Source organism: Cyanothece sp. BG0011 (assembly GCF_003013815.1).
Classification (GTDB): Bacteria; Cyanobacteriota; Cyanobacteriia; order Cyanobacteriales; family Microcystaceae; genus Crocosphaera.
On sequence record NZ_PRLH01000094.1, the window covers coordinates 38,111 to 61,444 of the forward strand.

The 23,334-nt window shown below is 38.7% G+C and carries 26 protein-coding genes and 1 tRNA gene; 16 read left to right on the plus strand and 11 right to left on the minus strand.

Annotation, left to right across the window (positions count from 1 at the left end):
• Window positions 1-30 precede the first annotated feature (30 nt).
• The 5 genes from C4E06_RS11835 to C4E06_RS11855 all read right to left on the minus strand — a co-directional run bounded on the left by C4E06_RS11835 (window position 31) and on the right by C4E06_RS11855 (window position 4,714).
• The gene (locus C4E06_RS11835; protein ID WP_107668248.1) at window positions 31-759 is read right to left on the minus strand and encodes a hypothetical protein; all 729 of its coding nucleotides are present in this window, start codon (window positions 757-759) and stop codon (window positions 31-33) included.
• 136 nt (window positions 760-895) lie between these two features.
• Entirely contained in the window at window positions 896-2,407 is a 1,512-nt protein-coding gene (gene cobA, locus C4E06_RS11840) for a uroporphyrinogen-III C-methyltransferase (RefSeq protein WP_107668249.1), read from the minus strand.
• 13 nt (window positions 2,408-2,420) lie between these two features.
• Window positions 2,421-3,848, minus strand: a complete 1,428-nt coding sequence (locus C4E06_RS11845) for a serine/threonine-protein kinase (RefSeq protein ID WP_107668250.1) — start codon at window positions 3,846-3,848, stop codon at window positions 2,421-2,423.
• Between the two features lie 65 nt (window positions 3,849-3,913).
• Window positions 3,914-4,306: a 6-carboxytetrahydropterin synthase QueD gene (gene queD / locus C4E06_RS11850; protein ID WP_107668251.1), complete on the minus strand. Its 393-nt coding sequence runs from the start codon at window positions 4,304-4,306 to the stop codon at window positions 3,914-3,916.
• 36 nt (window positions 4,307-4,342) lie between these two features.
• Window positions 4,343-4,714: a DUF1622 domain-containing protein gene (locus C4E06_RS11855; protein WP_107668252.1), complete on the minus strand. Its 372-nt coding sequence runs from the start codon at window positions 4,712-4,714 to the stop codon at window positions 4,343-4,345.
• 201 nt (window positions 4,715-4,915) lie between these two features.
• Here C4E06_RS11855 and C4E06_RS11860 point away from each other — a divergent pair, with 201 nt between their 5' ends.
• From C4E06_RS11860 to C4E06_RS11900, 9 genes are all read left to right on the plus strand, one after another.
• Entirely contained in the window at window positions 4,916-5,641 is a 726-nt protein-coding gene (locus tag C4E06_RS11860) for a V4R domain-containing protein (protein WP_107668253.1), read from the plus strand.
• Window positions 5,638-6,018, plus strand: a complete 381-nt coding sequence (locus C4E06_RS11865; RefSeq protein WP_107668254.1) for a hypothetical protein — start codon at window positions 5,638-5,640, stop codon at window positions 6,016-6,018. The genes C4E06_RS11860 and C4E06_RS11865 overlap by 4 nt, the downstream gene beginning before the upstream one ends.
• A gap of 9 nt (window positions 6,019-6,027) precedes the next feature.
• Window positions 6,028-6,522 carry a phycobilisome protein gene (locus C4E06_RS11870; RefSeq protein ID WP_107668255.1) on the plus strand — a complete coding sequence of 165 codons (495 nt, stop codon included), beginning with the start codon at window positions 6,028-6,030 and terminating at the stop codon, window positions 6,520-6,522.
• Window positions 6,523-6,527: 5 nt separating this feature from the next.
• Entirely contained in the window at window positions 6,528-7,202 is a 675-nt protein-coding gene (locus tag C4E06_RS11875) for a V4R domain-containing protein (protein ID WP_107668256.1), read from the plus strand.
• Between the two features lie 21 nt (window positions 7,203-7,223).
• Window positions 7,224-7,706, plus strand: a complete 483-nt coding sequence (locus C4E06_RS11880; protein WP_107668257.1) for a 2Fe-2S iron-sulfur cluster-binding protein — start codon at window positions 7,224-7,226, stop codon at window positions 7,704-7,706.
• 37 nt (window positions 7,707-7,743) lie between these two features.
• Window positions 7,744-8,217: an allophycocyanin gene (locus tag C4E06_RS11885; RefSeq protein ID WP_107668258.1), complete on the plus strand. Its 474-nt coding sequence runs from the start codon at window positions 7,744-7,746 to the stop codon at window positions 8,215-8,217.
• 44 nt (window positions 8,218-8,261) lie between these two features.
• Window positions 8,262-8,582, plus strand: a complete 321-nt coding sequence (locus tag C4E06_RS11890; RefSeq protein WP_107668259.1) for a 2Fe-2S iron-sulfur cluster-binding protein — start codon at window positions 8,262-8,264, stop codon at window positions 8,580-8,582.
• A gap of 51 nt (window positions 8,583-8,633) precedes the next feature.
• Window positions 8,634-9,581: a tetratricopeptide repeat protein gene (locus C4E06_RS11895; protein ID WP_107668260.1), complete on the plus strand. Its 948-nt coding sequence runs from the start codon at window positions 8,634-8,636 to the stop codon at window positions 9,579-9,581.
• A 217-nt stretch (window positions 9,582-9,798) separates the two neighbouring features.
• A tRNA-Asp gene (locus C4E06_RS11900) sits at window positions 9,799-9,872 on the plus strand.
• Between the two features lie 70 nt (window positions 9,873-9,942).
• On the opposite strand, the gene C4E06_RS11905 is transcribed toward C4E06_RS11900, so the two are convergent.
• Entirely contained in the window at window positions 9,943-10,314 is a 372-nt protein-coding gene (locus C4E06_RS11905) for a single-stranded DNA-binding protein (RefSeq protein ID WP_107668261.1), read from the minus strand.
• 293 nt (window positions 10,315-10,607) lie between these two features.
• Here C4E06_RS11905 and C4E06_RS11910 point away from each other — a divergent pair, with 293 nt between their 5' ends.
• From C4E06_RS11910 to C4E06_RS11935, 6 genes are all read left to right on the plus strand, one after another.
• Window positions 10,608-11,615: a rod shape-determining protein gene (locus tag C4E06_RS11910; protein ID WP_107668262.1), complete on the plus strand. Its 1,008-nt coding sequence runs from the start codon at window positions 10,608-10,610 to the stop codon at window positions 11,613-11,615.
• Window positions 11,616-11,637: 22 nt separating this feature from the next.
• A complete protein-coding gene (gene mreC / locus C4E06_RS11915) occupies window positions 11,638-12,387 on the plus strand; it encodes a rod shape-determining protein MreC (RefSeq protein ID WP_107668263.1) in 750 nt (249 codons plus the stop codon).
• A gap of 9 nt (window positions 12,388-12,396) precedes the next feature.
• Entirely contained in the window at window positions 12,397-12,942 is a 546-nt protein-coding gene (gene mreD / locus C4E06_RS11920) for a rod shape-determining protein MreD (protein ID WP_107668274.1), read from the plus strand.
• Window positions 12,943-13,016: 74 nt separating this feature from the next.
• Complete coding sequence (locus C4E06_RS11925) at window positions 13,017-13,262, plus strand: winged helix-turn-helix transcriptional regulator (RefSeq protein WP_107668264.1); 246 nt, start codon at window positions 13,017-13,019, stop codon at window positions 13,260-13,262.
• 175 nt (window positions 13,263-13,437) lie between these two features.
• On the plus strand, window positions 13,438-15,231 hold the full coding sequence (gene typA / locus C4E06_RS11930) for a translational GTPase TypA (RefSeq protein WP_107668265.1): 1,794 nt from the start codon (window positions 13,438-13,440) through the stop codon (window positions 15,229-15,231).
• Between the two features lie 307 nt (window positions 15,232-15,538).
• Complete coding sequence (locus C4E06_RS11935) at window positions 15,539-16,408, plus strand: site-specific DNA-methyltransferase (RefSeq protein WP_107668266.1); 870 nt, start codon at window positions 15,539-15,541, stop codon at window positions 16,406-16,408.
• Here the strand turns inward: C4E06_RS11935 and C4E06_RS11940 are convergent.
• From C4E06_RS11940 to C4E06_RS11960, 5 genes are all read right to left on the minus strand, one after another.
• Complete coding sequence (locus C4E06_RS11940; protein WP_107668267.1) at window positions 16,395-16,985, minus strand: ScaI family restriction endonuclease; 591 nt, start codon at window positions 16,983-16,985, stop codon at window positions 16,395-16,397. The genes C4E06_RS11935 and C4E06_RS11940 overlap by 14 nt on opposite strands.
• Before the next feature lie 63 nt (window positions 16,986-17,048).
• Window positions 17,049-17,204, minus strand: coding sequence for a helix-turn-helix transcriptional regulator (locus C4E06_RS11945; protein WP_339377049.1), 156 nt, complete (start codon window positions 17,202-17,204; stop codon window positions 17,049-17,051).
• A gap of 134 nt (window positions 17,205-17,338) precedes the next feature.
• Window positions 17,339-20,482 (minus strand): WD40 repeat domain-containing protein, encoded by a 3,144-nt coding sequence (locus C4E06_RS11950; RefSeq protein ID WP_107668268.1) that lies wholly within the window; start codon window positions 20,480-20,482, stop codon window positions 17,339-17,341.
• A gap of 67 nt (window positions 20,483-20,549) precedes the next feature.
• A complete protein-coding gene (locus C4E06_RS11955) occupies window positions 20,550-21,824 on the minus strand; it encodes a GUN4 domain-containing protein (RefSeq protein WP_107668269.1) in 1,275 nt (424 codons plus the stop codon).
• Between the two features lie 49 nt (window positions 21,825-21,873).
• Window positions 21,874-22,395 (minus strand): COP23 domain-containing protein, encoded by a 522-nt coding sequence (locus C4E06_RS11960; RefSeq protein WP_107668270.1) that lies wholly within the window; start codon window positions 22,393-22,395, stop codon window positions 21,874-21,876.
• A 194-nt stretch (window positions 22,396-22,589) separates the two neighbouring features.
• Here C4E06_RS11960 and C4E06_RS11965 point away from each other — a divergent pair.
• Window positions 22,590-23,334 (plus strand): sirohydrochlorin chelatase (locus C4E06_RS11965; protein WP_107668271.1); only part of this gene is annotated, 745 nt, incomplete at its 3' end.

Here is a 23,334-nt window from a genome sequence, read left to right on the forward strand (position 1 = left end):
ACAAAACACGCCTCACACCGAAAAACAAGGTTAACGACGAACATTCAACCCACGACGATAAGAGAAATTTTGCCGGTTAGCGATGAGAGATAGATCGGAATTTAGGGTTAAGGTGAGATCACGGTTAGGATCAATAACCACTTCTTGATGCTCTCCACCGCCAATAATTTGACCTTCCGGTAAACCCCATCCTAATAGGGTTCCTAAAGCGGCCCCTCCTAACACTTCTAACGCATCAATGCGGCGATCGCCTGTGGTTCCTGCGATAATGGTGGCAGCCCCGGCACCGGAAAAGGTTCCCGATAAAATATTACCAACGGTTGCCCCATTGTTGACGGTTTCTGTCCTAGAAATGACCTGAGATGTGGCATTAAGGGGTATCCATTGATTATTAATAATCATCTCCCGTGCCACAAACCGCGTTCCTTGTTCGGTGGGTTCGAGTTGCCCCATAATTCTCGTACCGGCCGGAATTAAAAGACTACCATTACTATCCCGAAGGTTAGCAGACACTTGTAATTCTAGGGGTAAATATTCTCCTTGATTAACACGAATTTGTTGTGATTGAGTATAGGTAACAGGAATTAATGTTCCTTGGGGAATACTAACCCGATAATTGTCTGTTGCAGTGGGGTTAGAGGTGGGAAAAGGTTGAGCGGAAACGGCGGTTAAGGGTAATAAAGATGTAGAGGCGGTAATCGCAACTAAGAACGCGCTGAGTGTAGAAAACCCTGATTTTTTAAGACTAAGTTTTAACATTTTTTGTTCCCTCCTTTGCTTTAGAGGTTAGGTGTTATCCCCCTCTATTTTCAGCATAATTCTTTCATCAAGGGATGTCAGTCCCAACCATAAGGGAATGTTTCGGTTGTTTCATAGAAAAAAGTGGAAATTAAGGTTAACTAAAATAGTTAACTAATGCTTCTGTTAATCCATCTAAGGTATATTCCTGGGCTTCTATATCCACTCTTTCTAATAAGTCATAACAAGTTTTTGACGTTTGTGGTCCGATGGAGGCTAGGCAAACTTGCTCTAAAAGAGATAGAATGTCTGATTTGCTCTGAGTTTTTAAGGCTTTCTCCACTAAAGTATAAAAGTTTTTAACGGTTTTAGAACTGGTAAAGGTAATAATATTAACTTGTTTATTTTTTAAGGCTTCCCAGGCTTGAGGATTGATGGTTTCAGGGCATCCTGACTGATAAGCCGGAACTTCAACAATATTGGCTTCTTGTTTTTGTAATTCTTTGACTAATATTTCCCTTCCCCCTGTTTCTACACGGGGAAATAAGATTTTTTGATGACTTAAACTTTCAGGAAAAGAATCAATTAATGAATCGGCAATAAAATTAGGGGGAATAAAATCAGGAGTGAGATGATATTGCTTTAAATAAGACGCTGTTTTTTTACCCACTACCGCAATTTTAATGTTACTTAAAACACGAAGATCATGACCTAATGCTTCTAACCGTTGAAAGAAAAATTTAACCCCGTTGGCTGAGGTTAAAATTAACCAATCAAAAGAAGATAATCCTTCAATGGCTAAGTCTAATTCTTCCCAACAAGAAGGCGGAGAAATTTCTAAGGTTGGCATTTCTAGCGTGTTGGCACCCTGTTGTTGCAAGAGATGACTAAACTGACTTGATTGTTCTTTTGCACGGGTAATTAATACTGTTTTATGAGCTAAAGGAAGGCTAATAGATGAAGACATAGAGCGTAAATTAACGACATTTCCGATAATAATAATAGCTGGAGATAAGGATAATCCTGATACTTGTTCTATTATAGTCTTTAATGTAGCGATCCAAACTTTTTCTTGCTCAGTTCCACTATTTTGAATAATGGCGATGGGTTCATGGGGAGATTTCCCGTTACTGATTAAATGAGCAACAATTTTATTAAGGTTTCTGGTTCCCATTAATATTACTAATGTATCAATTTTAGCTAAAGCCGACCAATTTAATAAGTCAGGTTGATGGCCGGTTAAAACTGTGAAACATCGACCTACTTCTTTATCAGTTAAGGGAATTCCTGTTAATAAAGGTGCAGCTAAAGCGGATGAAATACCGGGGACTAATTCATAAGAACAATTGGCTTCATTTAAGGCTTTAATTTCTTCATTAACCCGTCCAAAAATTAAAGGATCACCACTTTTTAAACGAATGACTTGTTTTCCTAGTAAACAGTAATTGATGAGTAAACGATTAATTTGATTTTGTTGGGTACTGGGTTGACCTGCTCGTTTACCAACATTAATTTTTAAGCAAGTTTCAGGTACTAAATGCAGTAATTTTTCATCCACTAAAGCATCATAGATTAAGACCTCAGATTGAGCAATGAGATGATAGGCTCTCAAGGTTAAATAATTAATATTTCCGACTCCTGAACCTACTAAATAAACTTTACCACTCATCTATTTATTATCCTTATAAAACACTAGAAAGTAGTTGATAAATTAATTTAAATAATGATGTAACTGCTATTAAACCGGCTCCTGCCACTAATCCTGCTATGAGTAAAAACGAAACCGAATTAAATCCTAAAAAGCCTAGAAATAAAGTAACTATTAATGAAACTACTGTTATTATTCCAATGATTAATAAATCTTTTTTATCAAGAATTTGACGATATTGAAGATAAAGTAAACCGCCCATAATCATACATCCAATGATAATTCCAGGAACAGCCAGGAAGTTTTTTAAACCTAAAATAAGGATGGCTCCTTCAAACCCGGTAAACCCTGAATAAATTAATAGATCAACACTAGAAAAAGTCTTGGTTGCACGAGGAGAAATAGGAGACGGAGACGGTTGAGGAGGGGGAGAAGGAACCGAAGGTTTAGAGGGATTAGAAGGGCGTTGAATTGATGTTTTTGTCCCCGAAGAAATTCCTTGAGATTGAGATGAATGTAACGCTTGTAAAACCTCAGACGCACTTTGATAACGTTCCCTCGGACTGGGTAATAATAATCGATCCAATATATTAGCTAATCCATCACTAAGATTGGTAACATGAGTTCTCCAATTCCAACAATTATTATAAGAATCATATAACTCTTCTGGGGATTTTCCTGTTAATAAATTTAAACAAGTAGTCGCCAAAGCATATAAATCCGTAGCCGGATAAACCGCCGATCCCTGCATTTGTTCAGGGGGAGCAAACCCCATAGAATAAATTCCCGTTGAGCGTTTTTGAGGATTCCCCGCAGTTGCCGTAACTTGTTTAACAGCACCAAAATCTAATAAATATAAACGACCTTGTTTGTCTCGCATAATATTAGAGGGTTTAATATCGCGGTGAATACAATTATTATCGTGAATAAACTGTAAAACCAATAAAATTTCGTGAAGCACTTCTATGATTTCACTTTCTTTGAAAATGCCTTTTCTTTTTAATTCGGTTTCTAAATCTTCCCCATCAATGAGTTCTTGTACTAAGTAAAAAAACTGTTCTTCTTCTTTGGTGATCTGATTAGAAACCACCAAAGGAAAAAAAGCATAAAGTTGGGGAATTTGAGGATGTTTACTACCTAAATCTTCTAAAATAACCGCCTCTCGTTCAAATAAATCTTGAGCGATCGCTAATGCTTGAGCATTTAAGTTTCCTTCCGGTTGAAACTGTTTCACCACACATAAACGCATGGTAGGAGTAAAGCGATCTTGCGCTAAAAAAGCAGCTCCAAACCCCCCTTTTCCCAACAACTTAGACGGTAAATAACGGCCGGCTAGAATCAGAGGCATTCCGCAACTGGTACAGTATTTTTGTTGAACCGTTTTTAATTTTGAGGGATCATCAAGATCAGAAAAATTGTTGTGAGGATGAGAACATCCCGGACGAGTACAAAGAATTTCCATGTTAAATGGATAGGGTGAGTATTTTCTGTGCTTTTATTGTAAGCAACGGATTAAATTTGGACAATTTATTGAAGACTACGACGATATTGGGCCCCAGAGGTACAGGTTTCTCGTATTTCTACCATACACAATCCTGGTAGTTGGGCTGCTTCTAATTTTTCAAAGATCCATTGGGCGATCGCTTCACTGGTCGGACTTTCTAACCCTGTGGTTTCATTTAAGTAGTAATGATCTAAGAAATTTTCCACCAACGGGTCAAGATAAGCACTAATCTCGCCAAAATCCATCACCATTCCCTGCTGTGGCCCGGTTTCGTGGAGGCGATCGCGACTAACATAAACCCGTCCCACCCAACTATGACCATGAAGACGACAACACTTCCCCTGATGATGGGGGAGTCGGTGGGCTGCTTCAAAGCGAAACTCTTTATAAATCGTCCATTGATGGGGTGGGTTCATGGTTCAATCCCAGACAACTTGGTATCTTCTTTAATTTTATACATTGGAACGTCGTTGTCGCTCTTTTAGCTCTTGTTCGGTTTCTAATTCTTGTGTCAAAAAATAGTTCAAAAACGTCCGAATCACCGCAATGGCCGCCAATTTTCCCAATGCTTGAAACGAAGGAGCAATAGTGGTGCTTAACACATCTGAACCCAGTTGAAATTCTAGGGCCAATGCTAACCAGGAACCAAAACGCAGACGAACTTCTAAAAAGGGAAAAGAGCGAAAGCGAAAATTAATGATCACGCAACGGATACCTGCTAATAATCCACAGACGATACATAATACTGATACAGACTCTAACATGAGGCGAAACAGTGTCACCCAATGTTGCAACGCTGCTTCTATCTGCTCAAACCATTCCATAATAACCCTGAATAATTGTTATCAAACCGTAATCTTGTTTATTTTTTATAACTGATTTTTGTTTTTTTTGCTGATCAGTCCGTACAACTACTAAAACTTAAGTAAAAAACCCTGGTGATTTCCCCATAACCACAGAGGAAAGCCCTATATTATCTTCCTACAATAAAATTATCTTTGATAATAAATTGAGGTTTATATAAGATGGTTTTCACCTCAAGTGATAGCAAACAAGAAACGAAACAATTACTAACAGAATTTGAGCATCCTTTAAAACAGAAATATCCGAAAAGACATCATCATTATGGTTTAGAAGATTTTTTCTCTTTTCAGACAGAAACCGGAACAATTGTTGATTGGAATGAATCTCGTAATATTCTCACTAGCGAAGATTTTATTTTAGGCTTAATTGAAGGACTAGAAGAAGAAATTGGTAGTGCTGCAGGGGTTGTTACTTATAATATCGGTAAAGAATGGGGGAAACGAGACGCAGACTTTTTTAAACAATGGCTTTACTCTGAATATGAGTATGAGAAACCCCTTAACCAAATGAACTTAAACTATGTTTTAGAAGCTTGGTGGTGGCCCTTTACTGCACAAGGTTGGGGTAACTGGGAAGTTGATATGAGTGAGCAGAAAAATGGCTTTATGTTTGTCAATATTTTTGATTCTGCTGTGGCTCGAACCTTAGGAGATGTGGGTAAACCGGTTTGTCATATTTATGCTGGTTTATTAGCGGGATTTTTTAGCAATTTAGTCAACAAAGATTTGAATAGCATTGAGATCCAATGTTATGCCATGGGGGAAACTTATTGTAAGTTTTTAATAGGCAAAAAAGACCGTATTGATGCAGCAACTTTCTGGTTAAATGAAGGAGCCTTAGCTAAGGATATTGAAAAGCGTTTACACCACGGGGAGTATCTTAAATGATGAGTAGACAAACATGGTCAAGTATTAGTGTTTATGATTTTTTTCGTACCTATAATTGGACAGGAGAAAAGATCACAGTTACCCCTTTAACATCAAAGGATTTTAGTCATCAAAATGAGGATTTATTTTCATTAAATTTAGGAGAGTTTCTCTTAAAATCGAATTGGACAGGAAAACAAGAAAAAGGTTTTACAACACAGTCTCTTCAACTATCAAATCAATCTTTACTAAGTTTATCTGTGAGAAACTTTTTTCAATCTGTGGGTTGGAAAAGTAACCCAAATATTGCCCCCGTTGCTAAACCCTACTCAGCCAATAATTTAATTAATTCGTCCTCTACCAACCTAGATTTAGACAATTTATCGGATTTATTTTAGAGTAACATCATGCAAAAAGATTTTGAAACTTTATTCTACGAAGCAGAAGATCACTATCTTCAAGCCTCAGAATTACTGACCCTAAAAAACAGTGCTGATACCCTTAAAAAACGGCTAGAAATTTATCGATTTTTAAGAGACCAAGAGATTAGCATTTTTCAGTTAGTTGCTGATCATTTAGTAGAGACATTTCCGAATGAGAATCCCCAACGGTTAGAAAAAGGTTTAAAACATTGGATTTCCGTGGTACGTTATGCTGCTATGGCCATGTTATTAAATAATCCTGATTATTTCAGACATCGTATTTTAGAATGGCTCACAGATATTGTTCAAGCTCAAGAAATGGTAACTATTGAAACCCAGATTTTTGAGAAGTTAAAACAAGGATTAGAAGAGATGCTTTCCTCGGAGCAAATGGAACTTTTTAGTCCCTTTTTAGAGCAAGCAAAAATCACTTTATTAGAAACAAAATCCCAATCTGAAACCTTAATGATAGGAGAATAAATAACATGATTGATGTTGCCAATTTAGTCGAAGAATCTTCCGTAAAAGGTAATTATTTTTCCCACGATGTTTATTTACAAGGAGACTTTGAATTTGGTTTATTAGAAAACCGTAGTGGTTCCCGTTTATTAGCATTACCTCAACCTTTATTAGAAGCTCTTTATGTTACCTTAGAAGATGAATTAGGAGCAGGAAGTAGTGTTGCTTTATTCAGTTGTGGTCGTTGGTGGGGCAAAAATTTTTATCAACGATTTGCTGATGAATTAGGAGAATACTACGGAAAACCTTTAGCAGAAATAGAGATGATTCAATTCATCCAATCTTTAAAACAGTGTTGGAAAACCCACGGATGGGGAACCTTAGATATTGATTTAAAATATTATCAAAATGGTTTCTTAATTCCTAAAATAGTTAACTCTCCCTTTGCTCAATTTGCTCCTAAAAATTTGCGGTTTATGTGTTTTTTAGAAGCAGGAATTTTAAGTGCTTTTTTCAGTCAACTGACAGGAGAAGATTTAGACTGTATTCAAACAAACTGTGAATCTATGGGTGCTAATTCTAATCGTTTTGTCATTGGTTTAGCTGAGAGAATTAAACCGATAAAAACCTGGCTAGAAGAGGGATATAATCATGAAACAATCATGGAATTATTATGCCGAAATCAATCTCAAAGTAAATAATTAATTTAGGAGCATTAAAACATGGCAAAAAAAGTTAAACTTGACCCTATTAACCAACAAGTTGATATACAAACTAATGATCATCTTTTAAGCGGTTTACTAGCTAAGGATTTGAATGTTTGGAAAGAGTGTGGCGGCCGGGGAATGTGTTCCACTTGCCATGTTTTTATCACAGAAGGAATGGAGAGTTTATCTCCTGTTAACCGCCGAGAAATTCGCACAATGGAAGTCATTACCACTGCCAATAAATGCTCTCGTTTAGCTTGTCAAGCAAGGGTTATCGGGGAAGGAGTCGTAGTAGAAATTCCTTCGGGGATGTATGTCAGTGAAATCGAAAATATTGAAGATTTAATTGGCAGTCGTGCTAAGGAAAATATACTCCATCCTATTAACGGTTCTATTTTAGTTGAAGAAGGAAAGTTAGTCACCCGAACTATGATTACTCAACTAAAAGATACTCAAATTGAAGTATCAGAATATATGGCAAAAATTCAAGATGCTTAGTTGTTTTTAATTCTAATTCTTGTTTGGAGAAATAACAATGTTAACCCAGTTTTCAAAGTTAAGTTTAGATACGGATGGTCGCTATGCAACGGATACTGAATTAAAGTTTATTGACGACTATTTAAACTCGGTCGATATGCGGATTCAAACCTACGAAAAAATTAAGGAGAATGAAGAAGCAATCTTACAAGAAGTTGATGCAAAAATGCACGAACTAAACAAAAATAATTGCTTGTATAAAATGGATGAACATGGCAAAGAAATTTGTCGGCGCGATCGAAAACAAGCTATTAAATATAGCAGTGCAGCTATGTTAATCAATGATTTAGACCGGTTACGAGATGGTCTTTTAATTTGGTTACAAACCATCGTTCGTGCGGTAGGATACGAGCATTTTGTTCGGACTCACTACCCCATTATTCAGGAAGTTATTCAACAATATTTAACCCCTGAAGAAGCTAAGTTTATTTTACCAGCTTTACAACTCGACTGTACCATTTTGGGTGCATAAACTTGTTAGTATTTGTTCATTAATTTAACATTGAGGATCTAAACATGAGTCAACAGGAAGGAAAATTTCAAGTAACCTTAATTAATCCTAAAAGAAGGTTAAAAAAGACTATAAATGTTGCCCCTGGGGAGTATATTCTTGATATTGCTGAATCAGAAGGAATTGAACATCCTTGTTCCTGTCGTGCAGCCTCTTGTTTTGACTGTTTAGGTAAAGTAATGGCAGGAAAAATTGAACAAACAGAAAAGGCTGAATCTTTTCTGAAACCCGACGAATTAGAGCAAGGATATGTTTTGCTTTGTGCTTGTTCTCCCACTTCTGACTGTACCATTTTAACCCATCAAGAAGAAGAATATTTAGTTTAGTCTTGGGTCATTAATTATCATTCATTCCACCGTAAAACGGAATTTAATATCATGGAAAATCAAGTTGAACAGCAAGAATTAAACAATGACAATAGCAAGAACAACCTATCTGATCTTTTCGATTTATTATCAGGTATTGGTCTAGTAGGTGGGGCGGTTGGCTCTTTTTTTGGTAACGCTGCTTTTGCTGCAATTCCTATTTCTTTTTCCGTGGCTTTACAAATTGCTAATCGTCGCCAATTAAAAGTAGATTTAGCTCAATTACAAGAAAGTTCGGTAATCCAACTCACCGAACAAATGAATAATAATCAAGGGACTATTTTAGAACAATTTAAACAGTTCAGAAAAGAAAGTGAAGATCAATTAAATCAACAAGATCAAAAAGTTCAAACCATTGTGAGTGAACTATCAGAGAAAATCACAAATAACCAAGAATCTTGTAATTTACTCAAAGTCGAAAAAGATCAATTAAATCAGTTGACCCATTCCCTAGAATCTCAACTGAATAAAATTCAGAATGTTGTTGAAACCTTACAAAAGATTGAAAATACGTCTCAAGTGATTCGTACGAATCCTCAAGGGGTTGATGCTTATTACGAAAGAGGTTTAAGTCATCAAAAATTAGGGGATAAAACAGGAGCTATAGAAGACTATACCGAAGCTCTCCATCTTGACTCCACTTATGCAAAAGCGTATCATAATCGGGGTATTCTCTTAGCAGAAATGGGGAATAAAAAACAAGCAGTTGAAGATTTAAGATTAGCTGCTAAATATTATTTTGACCAAGGAGACATTGAAAGCTACGAAAAAGCGAGAAATTTGAGCAAAGAATTTTATGAAGTCCGTCATTCTATTCTGGATGATAAAGTAATTGATTCGATGGTTTCTCAAGAATTGACTAGGGAAGAAAATTCATCTCAGGAAGTGAATTTAATTACGGTTGGTAGTCTTTTTGAAGATGATGGAGATGCTGAAGAAAGCATTAGTATGCTTGGGTAAATCATTTTCAACTCATTTCAATTTTGTGTCTTAATTCTCCTTGCTAACAGTGATCTATCATTGGATCACTGTTTTTTTTGAGGCAATCCTTTGACTCGGAAAACAGGCTCTAACCTAGGGATTATAAGGGTTTCCTAGGGATTAAAAAAATTTTCTCCCCAAACCCTTGACAAATTTTTTGAGAACTTGTTATGATTATATTCGGCTCAAAAAACAAGGGACTGTAGTTCAACTGGTTAGAGCACCGCCCTGTCACGGCGGAAGTTGCGGGTTCGAGCCCCGTCAGTCCCGTAAAATGATAAATAATAATAAAGCCCGCAAAAGCAGGCTAATGAGTGATTAAAAGATACTTAATTATTATTTAAAATTCGTCATCGCCTCCTGAATAGCTACCCACCAAACCCGGATCATTATCCCGTTTCGATCCCAATAAATCTAAACGATCAACATGGACGACAGGACTAGAACGATTTGTCCCTGTGTTACGATCTGTCCAAGTTTCAATTTCTAGGGAACCCTGAATTCCAATTAAACTGCCTTTTTTAACATAGCTAGCAGCGATTTCTGCGCTTTTTCCCCAAAATTTAAGGTTAAACCAATCAGGTTGATCGGTTCGACTAGAACGGCGATTAACAGCTATGGTTAAGGTACATAAAACGGTTCCCGATTCAAAATATCTGACTTCAGGATCTCGACCAGCACGACCCACTAAATTAACAACATTTAAACCCATAACGCTATACTCAAGTTAAAGTGATACTAACGTATTTTATCCTTTTTGAGGGCTAGATGACCATGATGGGAACAAATCCTCCTCAACCCCTGTCAAGACTCCCGTAACTGATAAATTCTACTTACCCTTAAAAGGTTTTCTAGTATAAATTAATTAATATCGCTAGACTTACTAAAAGAAACGTAATAAAATCCGTTCGATCCCCTGTGGATCATCGAGTCATAGCAGTCTTTTATAATTAAGGGGCATAAACAAACGTGGGTATTTTTAATCGTTTTTCTCTCTCAAGAGATATGGGCATAGATTTAGGCACAGCTAACACCCTAGTCTATGTATCCGGTAAAGGTATTGTACTTGAAGAGCCATCCGTCGTGGCCATTGATCAAGATCGAAAAATTCCCCTAGCGGTTGGGGAAGAAGCCAAGAAAATGTTAGGACGGACACCCGGTAACGTGGTGGCCTTGCGTCCGTTGCGAGATGGGGTCATCGCCGACTTTCTCAGTGCCATGATTATGCTCAAAGAGTTTATTCAACGGGCCCACGAAGGCAGCCCTTTAGGCAACCCTCGCATGGTTATTGGCATTCCCAGTGGTATTACAGAAGTAGAACGACGAGCCGTCATTGATGCTGCTAGAGAAGCCGGTGCGAGGGATGTCGGATTAATCGAAGAACCGGTTGCAGCAGCCTTAGGAGCCGGTTTACCTGTCACAGAAGCCACCGGAAACATGATTGTAGACATCGGTGGTGGAACTACTGAAGTCGCCGTCTTAAGTTTACAAGGACGAGTCTTAAGCGAGTCCGTCAGGGTAGCAGGAGACGAGTTAACGGACTCCATTATTCAGTACATGAAAAAAGTCCATAACATGGTCATTGGGGAACGCACCGCCGAAGAAATTAAAATTCGCTTAGCCTCTGCTTATCCCATGCGTCACGACGAAGAACCAAAAATGGAAGTGCGAGGATTACATCTAATGTCAGGGTTACCTCGTACTGTCACCATAAAAGGGGAAGAAATCCGCGAAAGCATGGCCGAACCTTTGGCCGTGATTGTTGATGCCATCAAACGTACACTAGAACGGACTCCCCCAGAATTAGCTGCCGATATTATCGATCGCGGTATCATGTTGGCCGGCGGTGGGGCTTTATTACGGGGCATTGATACCCTACTCTCCCATGAAACCGGTATTGTCACCCACATTGCAGAAGATCCCTTACGCTGTGTGGTGAAAGGAACTGGGGAAGTATTAAAAAATCCCACGGTTTTAGATCGGGTCATGAGTCAAAGTTCTCAAATGATGTAAACAGTAGAGAAATAGGCAAACAATCGTGATAATACGTCGTTGGTACGGTCGATATGGTTCTAAACTGGTGTGGGCAGCAGTCGCTTTAGGGATTGGCTGGTTTTTACGTCAGACCCAAGGGGCCCCAATTTTAGAACTGTATTACTGGGTCAGTCGTCCCTTACGGTCCGAGTCCCCTGAACTGCTACAAGAGAGACTAACCAACGCACGTATTACAGAACTACAACAGCGAGTGACGGAATTAGAGCGAAAAAACCAACAGTTACAGAAGTTATTAGGCTATTTTGAAGCACAAAAACAAGAGGTGATCGTTGCCCCTATCATTGGCCGTAGTGTAGATGATTGGTGGAAACAAATTGTTTTAGGCCGGGGCAGTGAAGATGGCATCGAAGTGGGTTTTGTGGTCACCGGCATTGGGGGTTTAATTGGGCGTATTGTCGATGTTACCCCGAATACCAGTCGGGTCCTCTTGATTAGTGATCCCACCAGTCGTGTCGGGGGTAGAGTGAGTCGTACGGGAACCATGGGGGTGGTGATTGGGGGTAGTTCTCGCATCGCTGTGATGCGCTTTTTTGAGAAGGTTCCTAAAGTGAGTCCTGGGGATACCATAACTACGTCGCCCGTAAGTCGTTTATTTCCCGATGCTTTACCCATTGGACGCATTCAATCGGTGGATTTAGAAAAAGGCCCGGCCCCAGAAGCTAAAGTCTTATTAACTGCCCCCCTTGATGACTTGGAATGGGCGGTGATTCATCCTTATCAAAGTAAATAAATCAGTATGATGACCTTTTGGAGACGATATTCATTCCTCAATAAAGTCGTGATCGCTGGTTCTGCGACTCTCTGTTTATTATTGTCTCTGACTCGTCTTCCGGGAATGGAATTACTCGGTATTGGTACCAATTGGATTTTAATTTGGGTGGTGGTGTGGAGTACCAAAAGAAGCGTCTTTCAAGGAGCGATCGCAGGATTAGTTATGGGATTGATTCAAGATGGTTTAACCGGTGCTTATCCCTCTCATATCATTAGTTTAGTGGTGGTTGGGGTGTTAACGGCACGTCTGCAAAAACATAAATATATTCACGAGGATTTTATTTCTGTCGCTTTGATTGTTTTCTTCATGGTGATCATCGCTGAAAGTATTACTTCAGTTCAATATGTTATCGGCCGTACACGAACGTTTGAAGATGTTTGGCAAGAGTATCAACAATTAGTTTTATCCTCAGCTATTTTGAGTAGTTTATGGGCCCCTGTTTTGTACTATCCCCTTAATTCTTGGTGGGAAAATAATCCTATCCGTAATGCTAAAGCCACAAAACTGAATTAAGTTAAATATTGGAACATTATGGCATTTTTATTGGTCTTAAAAATTGTACTTTGTGAATATAGATAGACTTAACCTTGCCATTTACTATTATTTCACCAACTCCAGGTCCAACCACAAAAGAGCGAATTTTAGAGTTGATTTTAACTCACCCCGAAGGAATAACAGTCAAAACATTAAGCGATCGCTTAAATCGTCCTGTTTCTATGATTAATTATTGTTTAAAAGATTTGAAAGGATCAAAATTTATACAAGCCAAATTAAACTCGCAAAATAAACAATGGGTTTATTATCCTGTTAGTTCTTTTGAGGATATCAAATAAGCAATATGATTTTTGGGAAAATGAAAAATAATCTTTAAACTTTTTTATGCATTTTCCTAGGGCTAATGGAATTAGCCTTTATTTATAAAGTTTTTATCCAACTATCCCTAAACTAAGCTAGAATTGTGAAGAAATCTGTAGTAATGTAACTATACTCTTCTCACTACCGTATCCTATGTCTCTTCCCATTCGTAACGTCGCTATTATTGCCCACGTCGATCACGGTAAAACCACCCTGGTTGATGCCCTTCTCAAACAGTCTGGTGTCTTTCGTGAAGGGGAAGAGATTCCCGACTGCGTGATGGACTCCAATACCCTTGAACGGGAACGGGGTATTACTATTTTGTCAAAGAATACGGCTGTTCGCTACAATGACATCCTGATCAATATCGTTGACACCCCCGGACACGCGGACTTTGGGGGAGAAGTGGAACGAGTATTAGGGATGGTTGATGGTTGTATCTTGATTGTAGATGCTAACGAAGGTCCCATGCCTCAAACCCGCTTCGTTCTCAAAAAAGCCTTAGAAAAAGGGTTGCGTCCCATCGTTGTGGTCAATAAAATTGATCGCCCTCAAGCAGAACCGGATCTCGCAGTAGATAAAGTGTTTGACCTGTTCGTAGAATTAGGGGCCGACGATGATCAATGCGACTTTACCACCCTTTACGCTTCGGGTTTATCAGGGTTTGCTAAAGAAAACTTAGAGGATGAGTCAGAAGACATGAAACCTCTATTTGAAGCCATTTTACATCACGTTCCCCCACCAGCCGGGGACGTAACCAAACCCCTACAACTCCAAGTGACGACGTTAGACTACTCTGACTATTTGGGTCGTATTATTATTGGTCGTATCCATAACGGAACCATTAAAGCCGGTCAACAAGCAGCCTTGACCAAAGAAGATGGTAGCATCGTCAAAGGAAAAATTAGTAAATTATTAGGGTTTGAAGGACTACAACGGGTAGAATTAGAAGAAGCAACTGCCGGTTATATCGTTGCAGTAGCCGGGTTTGCTGATGCCAATATCGGGGAAACCTTAACTTGTCCCGATGAACCCCAAGCGTTACCTTTAATTAAGGTAGACGAACCAACGTTACAGATGACCTTCTCAGTTAATGACTCCCCCTTTGCTGGACAAGAAGGCAAGTTTGTCACCTCTCGCCAATTACGCGATCGCTTAGACCGTGAGTTAGAAACCAATGTGGCCTTACGGGTTGAGTCAGGAGACTCCCCAGATCAATTTTTAGTTTCCGGTCGCGGTGAACTCCATTTAGGTATTTTAATCGAAACCATGCGCCGCGAAGGGTATGAGTTTCAAGTGGCCCAACCTCAAGTTATTTATCGAGAGGTGAATGGACAACCCTACGAACCCTTTGAATATTTAGTTTTAGATGTCCCTGAAGAAGCTGTGGGATCTTGTATTGAACGCTTAGGCCAACGCAAAGGGGAAATGCAGGATATGCAAACCGGCGTTAATGGACGGACTCAGTTAGAGTTTGTCGTCCCGGCCAGGGGTTTATTAGGGTTCCGGGGTGACTTTATCCGTATTACACGGGGTGAAGGGATCATGAACCATAGTTTCTTGGAATATCGTCCCATGTCCGGGGAGTTGGAAACCCGTTACAATGGGGTAATTATTGCCTTTGAAGAAGGGGTATCTACTTTCTATGCGATGAAAAATGCAGAAGATCGCGGCGTGTTCTTTATTACCCCTGGAACCAAAGTGTATAAAGGGATGATCATTGGTGAACATAACCGTCCCCAAGACTTAGAGTTAAATGTGTGCAAAACCAAACAGTTAACCAACCATCGCGCGGCCAGTGGAGATGAATTAGTTCAACTTCAGGCCCCCGAAGAAATGAGTCTAGAAAGGGCTTTAGAATACATTGGTTCCGATGAGTTGGTAGAAGTGACACCAGAGTCTATTCGTCTGCGGAAGATGAAGACCAAAAAATTAGCCAAACGCTAAACCTTGTAGGGTGGGCAATGCCCACCTTTTTAGTAGGGTAGAATAAAATAATAAGAGATGTTAGCAATATCATAAAAATGGCAAAGATTGATTTTATAGAAGACCTAAAACCAAAATTTTTACACAAAATAAAACTAAAGAAAAATATAATCTAGAAACTATTTGATATCATTACTTCAATATCATTCTTAGACTTTTATAGGAAAACATCAAGTAATTTCCGACTTTTGTTAGCAATTATCTTGACTAAAAATAATTTGATCGCTATGATGACAATAAGTAGCAAAATAAATCAGGGGAGTATTATATGGAATTATCTGATTTTAAATCTTTTTTAGGAAAACCTATTTATGAAGATAAAAATGTTTTAATTTATCAGGGAGATTCTTTAGAATTAATCAATTATATACCTGAAGGATCTTTACCCTTAACTATCACGTCACCTCCTTATAATATTGGCAAAGAATACGAATCTATTTTAGAATTAGATGATTATATTGAATGGATAGCTAAATGGATCAATCAAGTATATCGTTGTACATCCTCTCATGGTTCATTTTGGCTAAACTTAGGTTATTTATCAATTCCTAAAAAAGCAAAAGCAATTCCCATTCCTTACTTAATTTGGGATCAAGTTCCTTTTTATTTAATACAAGAAATTGTTTGGAATTATAGTGCAGGTGTAGCAGGAAAACTATTCTTTTCACCGAGAAATGAGAAATTTTTATGGTATGTAAAAGATCCGAACAATTATGTTTTTAATTTAGATGATATTCGTGATCCAAATGTTAAATATCCTAATCAGAGGAAAAATGGTAAATTAAAATGTAATACTAAAGGAAAAAATCCTACTGATGTTTGGCAAATTCCTAAAGTAACATCAGGGAAAAATAGAAGTTCTAAAGAAAGAACTCCTCATCCTGCACAATTCCCTGTTCAATTAGTCAGTCGTATTATATTAGCAAGTAGTGATATTAATGACATTGTTTTTGATCCTTTTTTGGGATCAGGATCAACCGCAGAAGCCGCTATAAAAAGCGGTCGTAAAGTAATTGGATTTGAAATAAACGAAAATTATATTAATATTGCTATAGAAAGAATAAAAAATATTTGTTATGACGATCAACAGAAAATAAAACAAGGAAATTTATTTGATATTATGGTTAGTAACTCTTGAGTGTAATTAACTTTAAACGAGCCAATTTTGCTCCGATAGAGGCTTGTTGTCCAGTGGGTTTATTTTGACCTAACCAGTCCTCATCATCGATCCAACCAAAGCGAATTTTCCATAATTGACGACTTAAATCTTCTTCTTTTGGTAACTTATAATTAATCACTAAATAATAACCTGTTCTATATTTTGTGCGATCGCTTGAACGATGTCCTGTACTTCTGTTGCCATACAATCCATTTTTACTAGAAGATGTTTTAATCTCGAATGAATAGCGATCATTATTAATACAAATAATGTCCTTTTCTTGCTTTGCTTTACCACCCCTCCATTCTGAATAAGTATTAGTTAAAATAACAGCAATTAACTTTTCTAAAATCATTCCTGTTGCTTGAGCAGGTAAAAAAATATCTTGACCAATTTTTAATTGAGAATTACCGAAACTAGAAGAAAAAAGCTCTTCCCATGCAGATTCTACTAAATTAATTAAATCATCTTTTGAAAGCGGAAATTTATCAACCAGTTGCTGAGTAATATGTAACCATTCTTTCTCTGGACGGTCTGAGTACGGAGATGTTAACATTACTCTACGTCTTTTAATAAGGTACTAGCCAAAACACCAAGAGCGCGAGAAATAGCTAGAATATTATCTAAAACTTACATTCCGTTCACCCCGTTCTACTGCACCCACATAAGTCCGATGTAAACCAGCTTTTTCTGCGAGTTGTTCTTGTGAAAGTCCTAGAGATGTCCGAAGTTGTTTAATATTATTCCCCAATTGTTTACGCGGTTGATTGTTCATATAAAAAACAAAACATGACTCATGAACCAAAATCTACAGACGATAAGTAGCATTAATTATGATCCAAACTACTCAAGTATAAATTGAAAAATCATAATTGCTGATCACTGATCACTGATAACTGTTGATTAACTTTACCATAATGGCGGTTTATCCGAAGAAGATTCAGATTGTAATTGAGGGAGTTTTTGAGTATTCTTATCGGTATTTTGAGAATTTTTCGGACTAGGAGAAACTTTCGGTTTATTGTTTGCTTGTTGACGATTTTTAAGTTGTTGAATATTAGCCGTAATATTTTCAATTGTTTGATCAATCTTTAATAATTGCTCATTAATTTGTACTTGTAACCTTCTATCTCCATTCGTATTAATCGCTTTGAGCCTATTTTTTATAGTATTCCACTGACCTTGAGCAAGATTATAAGCTTGAATGGTTTTAGCTGATTCCGTTTGAATCATGGCTTCTTTAATCAGGTTATTAATATCATTAAACTGTTGTTCTTTGCTCACTTTCTGATTAATCTGTTCAATTTTATTATTAATAGTATTAATGGTTTTTTCTGTTGATTCTTTTTCTGTTTGTACTTGAGGGGCAAAGAACTTCTCTGAAGAAATTTGCTCCAATTGTTGTTTAACCTGTTGCCATTGTTGTTTTGCCTCTTGATAATCTTCGAGGGTATTAGCAGTTTGTAAAATTTGAGTAGCTTCTATGGCTAATTGAGAGGCTTCGGTTAATTGTTTTTTAGCTTTTTCTTCTTGGGATAAAATAACATCAATCTTATTTGATTTTTCTTGAAAGCGGTTTAAGGTTTGTTGAGATTGAGGATAAATAGAGACATCTGTAGGTAAATTTTTTAATTGACCAATCGCAGTCACCAAGCGATCGCGGTAGTCTTTTAATTCTTCAAAGGTTTCTGCATTTTCTATCTTTAAGATAACCCCTTCGCCTTCTGTTAGAGCTTGAGTATAAAGCCCCTCAAACTCTCGATCCCTTGCACAATTATCCAATAGTTTACAAATACCAGAAATATAAGGAGATTGTAAGGCAAGGCCAACCGATCCTAAAGTTAAAAAAGCAATGATAAATCCTACAATAAGATAGCCTATTTTTAGACTAAAACGTTGCGGTGAATCGATCTGTTCTTTTACTGTCTGAGATGGTTTAAATGTTCCTGATAAATACTGTTTACAAATAAGAGCAACTTGTTTGTCTTGCTCTGTTTTAGGATGTCGTAAGCGAGGATGATCTTGTAATCTTTGAGCGCAAATATTTAACCAAGTTTGCCAAATTCCGCCAATTTCGATCTTAATTGTTCCATCTAAATAACCACTAATTAACTGTTGACCATCGGAACTAAATTCAACACAAGTCACTTCACTATTTTGATAAGGTTGAGGATAACTTAAAGACTCCCCTTGAACCGTCCATAAACACAAATTACCATCCGTTCCACCACTGACCACCACTTTACCATTAGGACTAAAGGCAATTTTAGTAATAGAAGCATCATGATAGCCAATCATCGGCGGTTGAGCGATATTTGCCAAGTCCCAAAAACAGAGATTTCCCCCTTCATGGCCACTCACTAAAATCTCATCCTGGGGACTAATAGCGAGATCAGTGATTTTCTCTGCATTACTCTTAGATATAACGGTTCCTACCCATTCTGTTTGCCCTTGCCATTGCCAAATTTGACCCTTAGCATCGCTGGCCACTACCTTTTGACCATCAGGGGTAAAAAGGACTGAGGTCACTTCATCTTCCATTTGTCCTTGGTGACATAACTTACCCTGAGAAGTCCATAGTTTTACCCTGCCATCCCGTCCCCCAGTGATAATATAATTTCCTTGGGGATGATACGCCAAACAAGTGACATCGCCGTCATGGGCTTTAATTAACTCAGTTAGAGGCTTTCCGTCAGCCGTCCACAGACGAATCGTTTCATCCCAACTACCAGTAACAAACCTGTCTCCTTGGGGACTATAAGCCATGCAAGTGACATCTCCATTATGGGCTTGAATGGGTTCACTAATGGGTTTTCCGTCTAAATTCCAGAAACGAATTGATCCATTACCCCAATTACTGATTAACCGTTGACCATCAGGACTCATACCTACCGCCCAAACCGCACAATATTCGCTTTGAGTGGCTTTAAACAACCGTTGACCTTCAATATCCCAAAAACGAACCTCGTGGTCACTACTGCCACTAATTAGGGTTTTTCCGTCGGGGGTAAAAGCGATGTCTCGAATCGAACCTTGATGGCCCAGAAAAGGGTCATAAATCATCTGTCCATAACGGTTATGAATACGAATGGTGCGATCGCTGCTACCACTGGCAATCATGTCACCATCAGGACTAATGGCCACACATAACACATAATCTTCGTGGCCTTCGATGGGGGGACAAATTTCTTTACCCTCTAAATTCCACAGACGAATCGTTTTATCCCAACTGCCACTAATAAAATAGTGACCATCGGCACTAAAGGCAACAGACTCGGTCCGTTGTTGATGGGTGGTAATGGGATCAATAATTTCTTTTCCTTCTAAATTCCACAGACGAATAGTTTTATCCCAACTACTACTCACAATGGTTTGACCATCGGGACTAATAGCAATGCTGGTGATTTCTCCGTCATGGCCTTGAAAAGGCGGTTTTAGGAGTTCTCCTTGAAAATCCCACAGTTTTAAGGTGCGATCGCTGCTACCAGTGATAAAATAATCCCCTTGGGGACTACAAGTTAAGGCCGTTATTGCTGCCTCGTGGCCTTCGATGCGATTGGTAACCGGTTCTCCTTGGCGGTTCCAGATAATAAAGGTGCGATCGCTACTGCCACTGATTAAATACTGACTATCATGACTAAAGGCTAAGGCGGTGACTTTTTCTGCGTGGCCCGATAAAGGATCTCTCAATAATTGTCCTTGAGGGTTCCAGAGGCAAATGGTTCGATCCCAACTACCACTGGCAATCATACTCCCATCGGGACTCACCGCGACTGTAGACACTTTATCTTGATGACCAAAACAACAATTTTTTTCCCTGGCCCCTTGCATCGTTGTTCGCAAACTAGCTTGTACCGTGGGTAAAATGGTTTGGGGAAGTTTTTCGATGTTTTCTCCTATGGCTTCAATCCCTAGAAGTAAACTATCAAGGGGTCTTACTGGCAGAAGTTGGGGTGATCGCGTTGCTTTTTCCCTCAATATTGCTTTAATTAGGGCTTCATTTAACTGTTCAAGGTTTTGTTCTCGGGGTTTAACTTTAGAAGATTTCCACATAATGAATTTAGATAAAAATTTAAAATAAAGGTTTGATCAATATAATTTATCTTTCCTATTTCCTTCTTCACAATTGACATTCAGACAATCTTGGGGTTAAGTATGACATTCGGCTGTAAACCACAGCAATATTTAAACCCCAACTCCAACGGGGTAAATGACCCGGAGGAGCATTAATAGAGAAATTAAGGTCATCATATAAATAATAATCGGGGTCATTAGGATTGTCTTGTTTTGTCCATCCTACCTGTTGAGAAAATTGACGATAAGTATTGATATCAATGGCTTGAGAGGATGCTAAACTTTTATAAATTTGTTGTTGCACACTTAAGCCAAATTTTCCTTGAGAATATTCTAACCAAAGGCGATCAATGGTTTGTAAGTCTTCACAGGCAATATCTTCTAATTCGGTACTGGTAATAAACCCAGAATTATCTTGATCTCCTGCTTTTGTCATCAGATCGTAGGTCATTTCGTCAGCCTGTTGCCATTTTTGCTGTTGTAACAGATTTTTTAACCCTGTGTAATCAACCCCTGTGGTTTGGGAGATTAGGGTATGGGTAGGAGAATTTTGAGACGGTTGAACGGGATCAATAATAATGGTGGGGGGACTGGGGGGAGTTTGAGGGGGGCTAACTCTAGCCAAGAGATCAGGAGTGATGGCAATACCGAGATTAAACCCTGTTTTAACGTAAATGTTATCGTAGTCTGTGCTTTGGGTTTGGGTGGTATCGGCCCGTCCATGAATACCGACGACTTCCCCTTGTTCGTTAAAGACCGGGCCGCCACTCATGCCGGGTAGGGTATCATTGGTGTAAACTAAGCCGTAACCATCTCTGAGATCCTCTGAAGCCCTAGCGGTGAGTTTTCCAGGAACAAAGGTATAAATTGAAGCATCAATGGCAGTGGTGGGTAAAGGAAATCCAGATACATAGACGGTGGTTCCTTCGATCAGTCGTTCCCCATTTCCTAACTTGGCGGTTTGATAAAGGCGATCGCTTTTAAATTCAAGAATAGCTAAATCCCTTCCTGAAATCATTTCTATCTTATTCGTATTAATTAAATGGCGTTTTTGGTCAGAGGTAACCACATAAGCTTCTTCTCCGGGGTAGATATTCCCTACCACATGGGCAGCGGTAAACACACGATAGGTGTTACCCGTTTTATCAATAATAACCCCAGTGCCATTACTGCCTGGTCCTTCGATTAAAATGGTGACATTTTTAGCCAACCGACTAATTTGTGTCGCTGATAAAGCCATAACATGAAAAGTGGGAACATTCAGCATCATCACTATTGTTCCCACCATGGGCATTAAATATTGACAAAGATGGTTATTCATGGAGATGAAAATAAGCGATCGCTTTCTAGTTTATCCCTGAAAGAAAACCTTATTTGGTAGAATTTTGTTTAGCTTGACTCAGATAATCCTCAAAATTAATGTAAACTCGACCTGATGTTTCATTTAATGGGCCACTAGACCGAAAGCGGACGGCCATTAATTGTTTGAGGGTTTGAGTGGGATCACTCCCTGGTTTCAAGGTAAATAACAGCCCTTCACAACCGCCCCCTTGTTTCTGGGTAACACAAACCACAGGCATCCGGTTCATGCGTCCGGTGGTTAAATATTTTAACTGTCCATTGTTATAAAAGTATTGAAAACGACCGGAAACTAACTGACAACGGGTATTAGCATCATAACCAGAGTCATTGAAATAGTCGGACTGCCAGACCAAAACCGGAACGCTTTCTTGATCGGGGGTTTTCGCTAAGGTAGTGGGAACCCCTTGCCAGCTTTGACAGAGAAAGTTAGTGCCAACATTTTTGGCCTGCATCGATGAGTTTACACCAAAACTACTCATCACCATTGTTGTCCCAACAGTTGCAACTGTTGCTAATACATTTAGTTTCATAGTTTACTCTTTTTGTCAATCACAATTAATTCTTTATAATATAACTAATCATTAAATTTCTAACGGGTCACTGGCCACTGATAACAACAGTCCCCCTACCCCCCATTTCCCTAACTTTCAAAGTTCGCTACCATAACAGAGCATGGACAATCAACATTGCAACCCCAGATTATTACAGGAGTTTGAAACCATTAATGTCCACTCTGAAGCTAGATAAGCGTGACTGTCTCCAGTCTCTTCATTTTCCCCCGTTACCTTTATCCCGTCCCCTACTGATGATTGGTCATGGAACCAGAGATAAGGACGGAAAACAAACTTTTCTTGACTTTGTAGCTGCTTATCAAGCATTAGATACGTCTCGCCCGGTTATTCCTTGTTTTTTAGAACTGACAGAACCCTACATCTCCGAAGGGGTAGATTATTGCGTGTCTCAAGGTTACACTGATATCTCTGCCTTACCTATCCTTTTATTTGCTGCCCGTCATAATAAGTTTGACGTTACTAATGAACTCGATCGCACTCGACAACGTTACCCTGAGTTAAACTTTCATTATGGCCGCCATTTCGGGATTACTCCTAACCTGTTAAAATTGTGGCAAGAACGGCTAGAGGCTTTAGATCGCCCCGAAGCTAACCCTAAGCAAATTAAACGGTCTGAGACGGTTTTATTGTTCGTTGGAAGGGGTTCTAGTGATCCCGATGCCAATGGAGATGTGTGCAAGTTCGCGAGAATGGTATGGGAAGGTAGCGGTTATCAAACCGTAGAAACCTGTTTTATCGGTATTACCCATCCCCGTCTTGAAGAAGGGTTTCGACGTGCCAGCTTTTATCAACCTAAGCGTATTATTGTTTTACCCTATTTTCTGTTTACTGGGGCGTTGGTTAAAAAGATTTTTCGCATCACAGAAGAACAAAAAGCGGTTTATCCTCACATCGACA

Excerpts from the sequence above, each read along its gene's own strand:
- C4E06_RS11835 (WP_107668248.1), bottom strand. The coding sequence starts at position 759 with ATGTTAAAACTTAGTCTTAAAAAATCAGGGTTTTCTACACTCAGCGCG.
- C4E06_RS11875 (WP_107668256.1), top strand. The coding sequence starts at position 6,528 with ATGATTGATGTTGCCAATTTAGTCGAAGAATCTTCCGTAAAAGGTAAT.
- C4E06_RS11910 (WP_107668262.1), top strand. The coding sequence starts at position 10,608 with ATGGGCATAGATTTAGGCACAGCTAACACCCTAGTCTATGTATCCGGT.
- C4E06_RS11955 (WP_107668269.1), bottom strand. The coding sequence starts at position 21,824 with ATGAATAACCATCTTTGTCAATATTTAATGCCCATGGTGGGAACAATA.
- queD (WP_107668251.1), bottom strand. The coding sequence starts at position 4,306 with ATGAACCCACCCCATCAATGGACGATTTATAAAGAGTTTCGCTTTGAA.
- C4E06_RS11950 (WP_107668268.1), bottom strand. The coding sequence starts at position 20,482 with ATGTGGAAATCTTCTAAAGTTAAACCCCGAGAACAAAACCTTGAACAG.
- C4E06_RS11890 (WP_107668259.1), top strand. The coding sequence starts at position 8,262 with ATGAGTCAACAGGAAGGAAAATTTCAAGTAACCTTAATTAATCCTAAA.
- C4E06_RS11870 (WP_107668255.1), top strand. The coding sequence starts at position 6,028 with ATGCAAAAAGATTTTGAAACTTTATTCTACGAAGCAGAAGATCACTAT.
- C4E06_RS11905 (WP_107668261.1), bottom strand. The coding sequence starts at position 10,314 with ATGGGTTTAAATGTTGTTAATTTAGTGGGTCGTGCTGGTCGAGATCCT.
- C4E06_RS11940 (WP_107668267.1), bottom strand. The coding sequence starts at position 16,985 with ATGTTAACATCTCCGTACTCAGACCGTCCAGAGAAAGAATGGTTACAT.
- C4E06_RS11845 (WP_107668250.1), bottom strand. The coding sequence starts at position 3,848 with ATGGAAATTCTTTGTACTCGTCCGGGATGTTCTCATCCTCACAACAAT.
- C4E06_RS11855 (WP_107668252.1), bottom strand. The coding sequence starts at position 4,714 with ATGGAATGGTTTGAGCAGATAGAAGCAGCGTTGCAACATTGGGTGACA.
- C4E06_RS11880 (WP_107668257.1), top strand. The coding sequence starts at position 7,224 with ATGGCAAAAAAAGTTAAACTTGACCCTATTAACCAACAAGTTGATATA.
- cobA (WP_107668249.1), bottom strand. The coding sequence starts at position 2,407 with ATGAGTGGTAAAGTTTATTTAGTAGGTTCAGGAGTCGGAAATATTAAT.
- C4E06_RS11860 (WP_107668253.1), top strand. The coding sequence starts at position 4,916 with ATGGTTTTCACCTCAAGTGATAGCAAACAAGAAACGAAACAATTACTA.
- C4E06_RS11895 (WP_107668260.1), top strand. The coding sequence starts at position 8,634 with ATGGAAAATCAAGTTGAACAGCAAGAATTAAACAATGACAATAGCAAG.
- C4E06_RS11960 (WP_107668270.1), bottom strand. The coding sequence starts at position 22,395 with ATGAAACTAAATGTATTAGCAACAGTTGCAACTGTTGGGACAACAATG.
- typA (WP_107668265.1), top strand. The coding sequence starts at position 13,438 with ATGTCTCTTCCCATTCGTAACGTCGCTATTATTGCCCACGTCGATCAC.
- C4E06_RS11945 (WP_339377049.1), bottom strand. The coding sequence starts at position 17,204 with ATGAACAATCAACCGCGTAAACAATTGGGGAATAATATTAAACAACTT.
- C4E06_RS11885 (WP_107668258.1), top strand. The coding sequence starts at position 7,744 with ATGTTAACCCAGTTTTCAAAGTTAAGTTTAGATACGGATGGTCGCTAT.
- C4E06_RS11935 (WP_107668266.1), top strand. The coding sequence starts at position 15,539 with ATGGAATTATCTGATTTTAAATCTTTTTTAGGAAAACCTATTTATGAA.
- C4E06_RS11865 (WP_107668254.1), top strand. The coding sequence starts at position 5,638 with ATGATGAGTAGACAAACATGGTCAAGTATTAGTGTTTATGATTTTTTT.
- mreD (WP_107668274.1), top strand. The coding sequence starts at position 12,397 with ATGACCTTTTGGAGACGATATTCATTCCTCAATAAAGTCGTGATCGCT.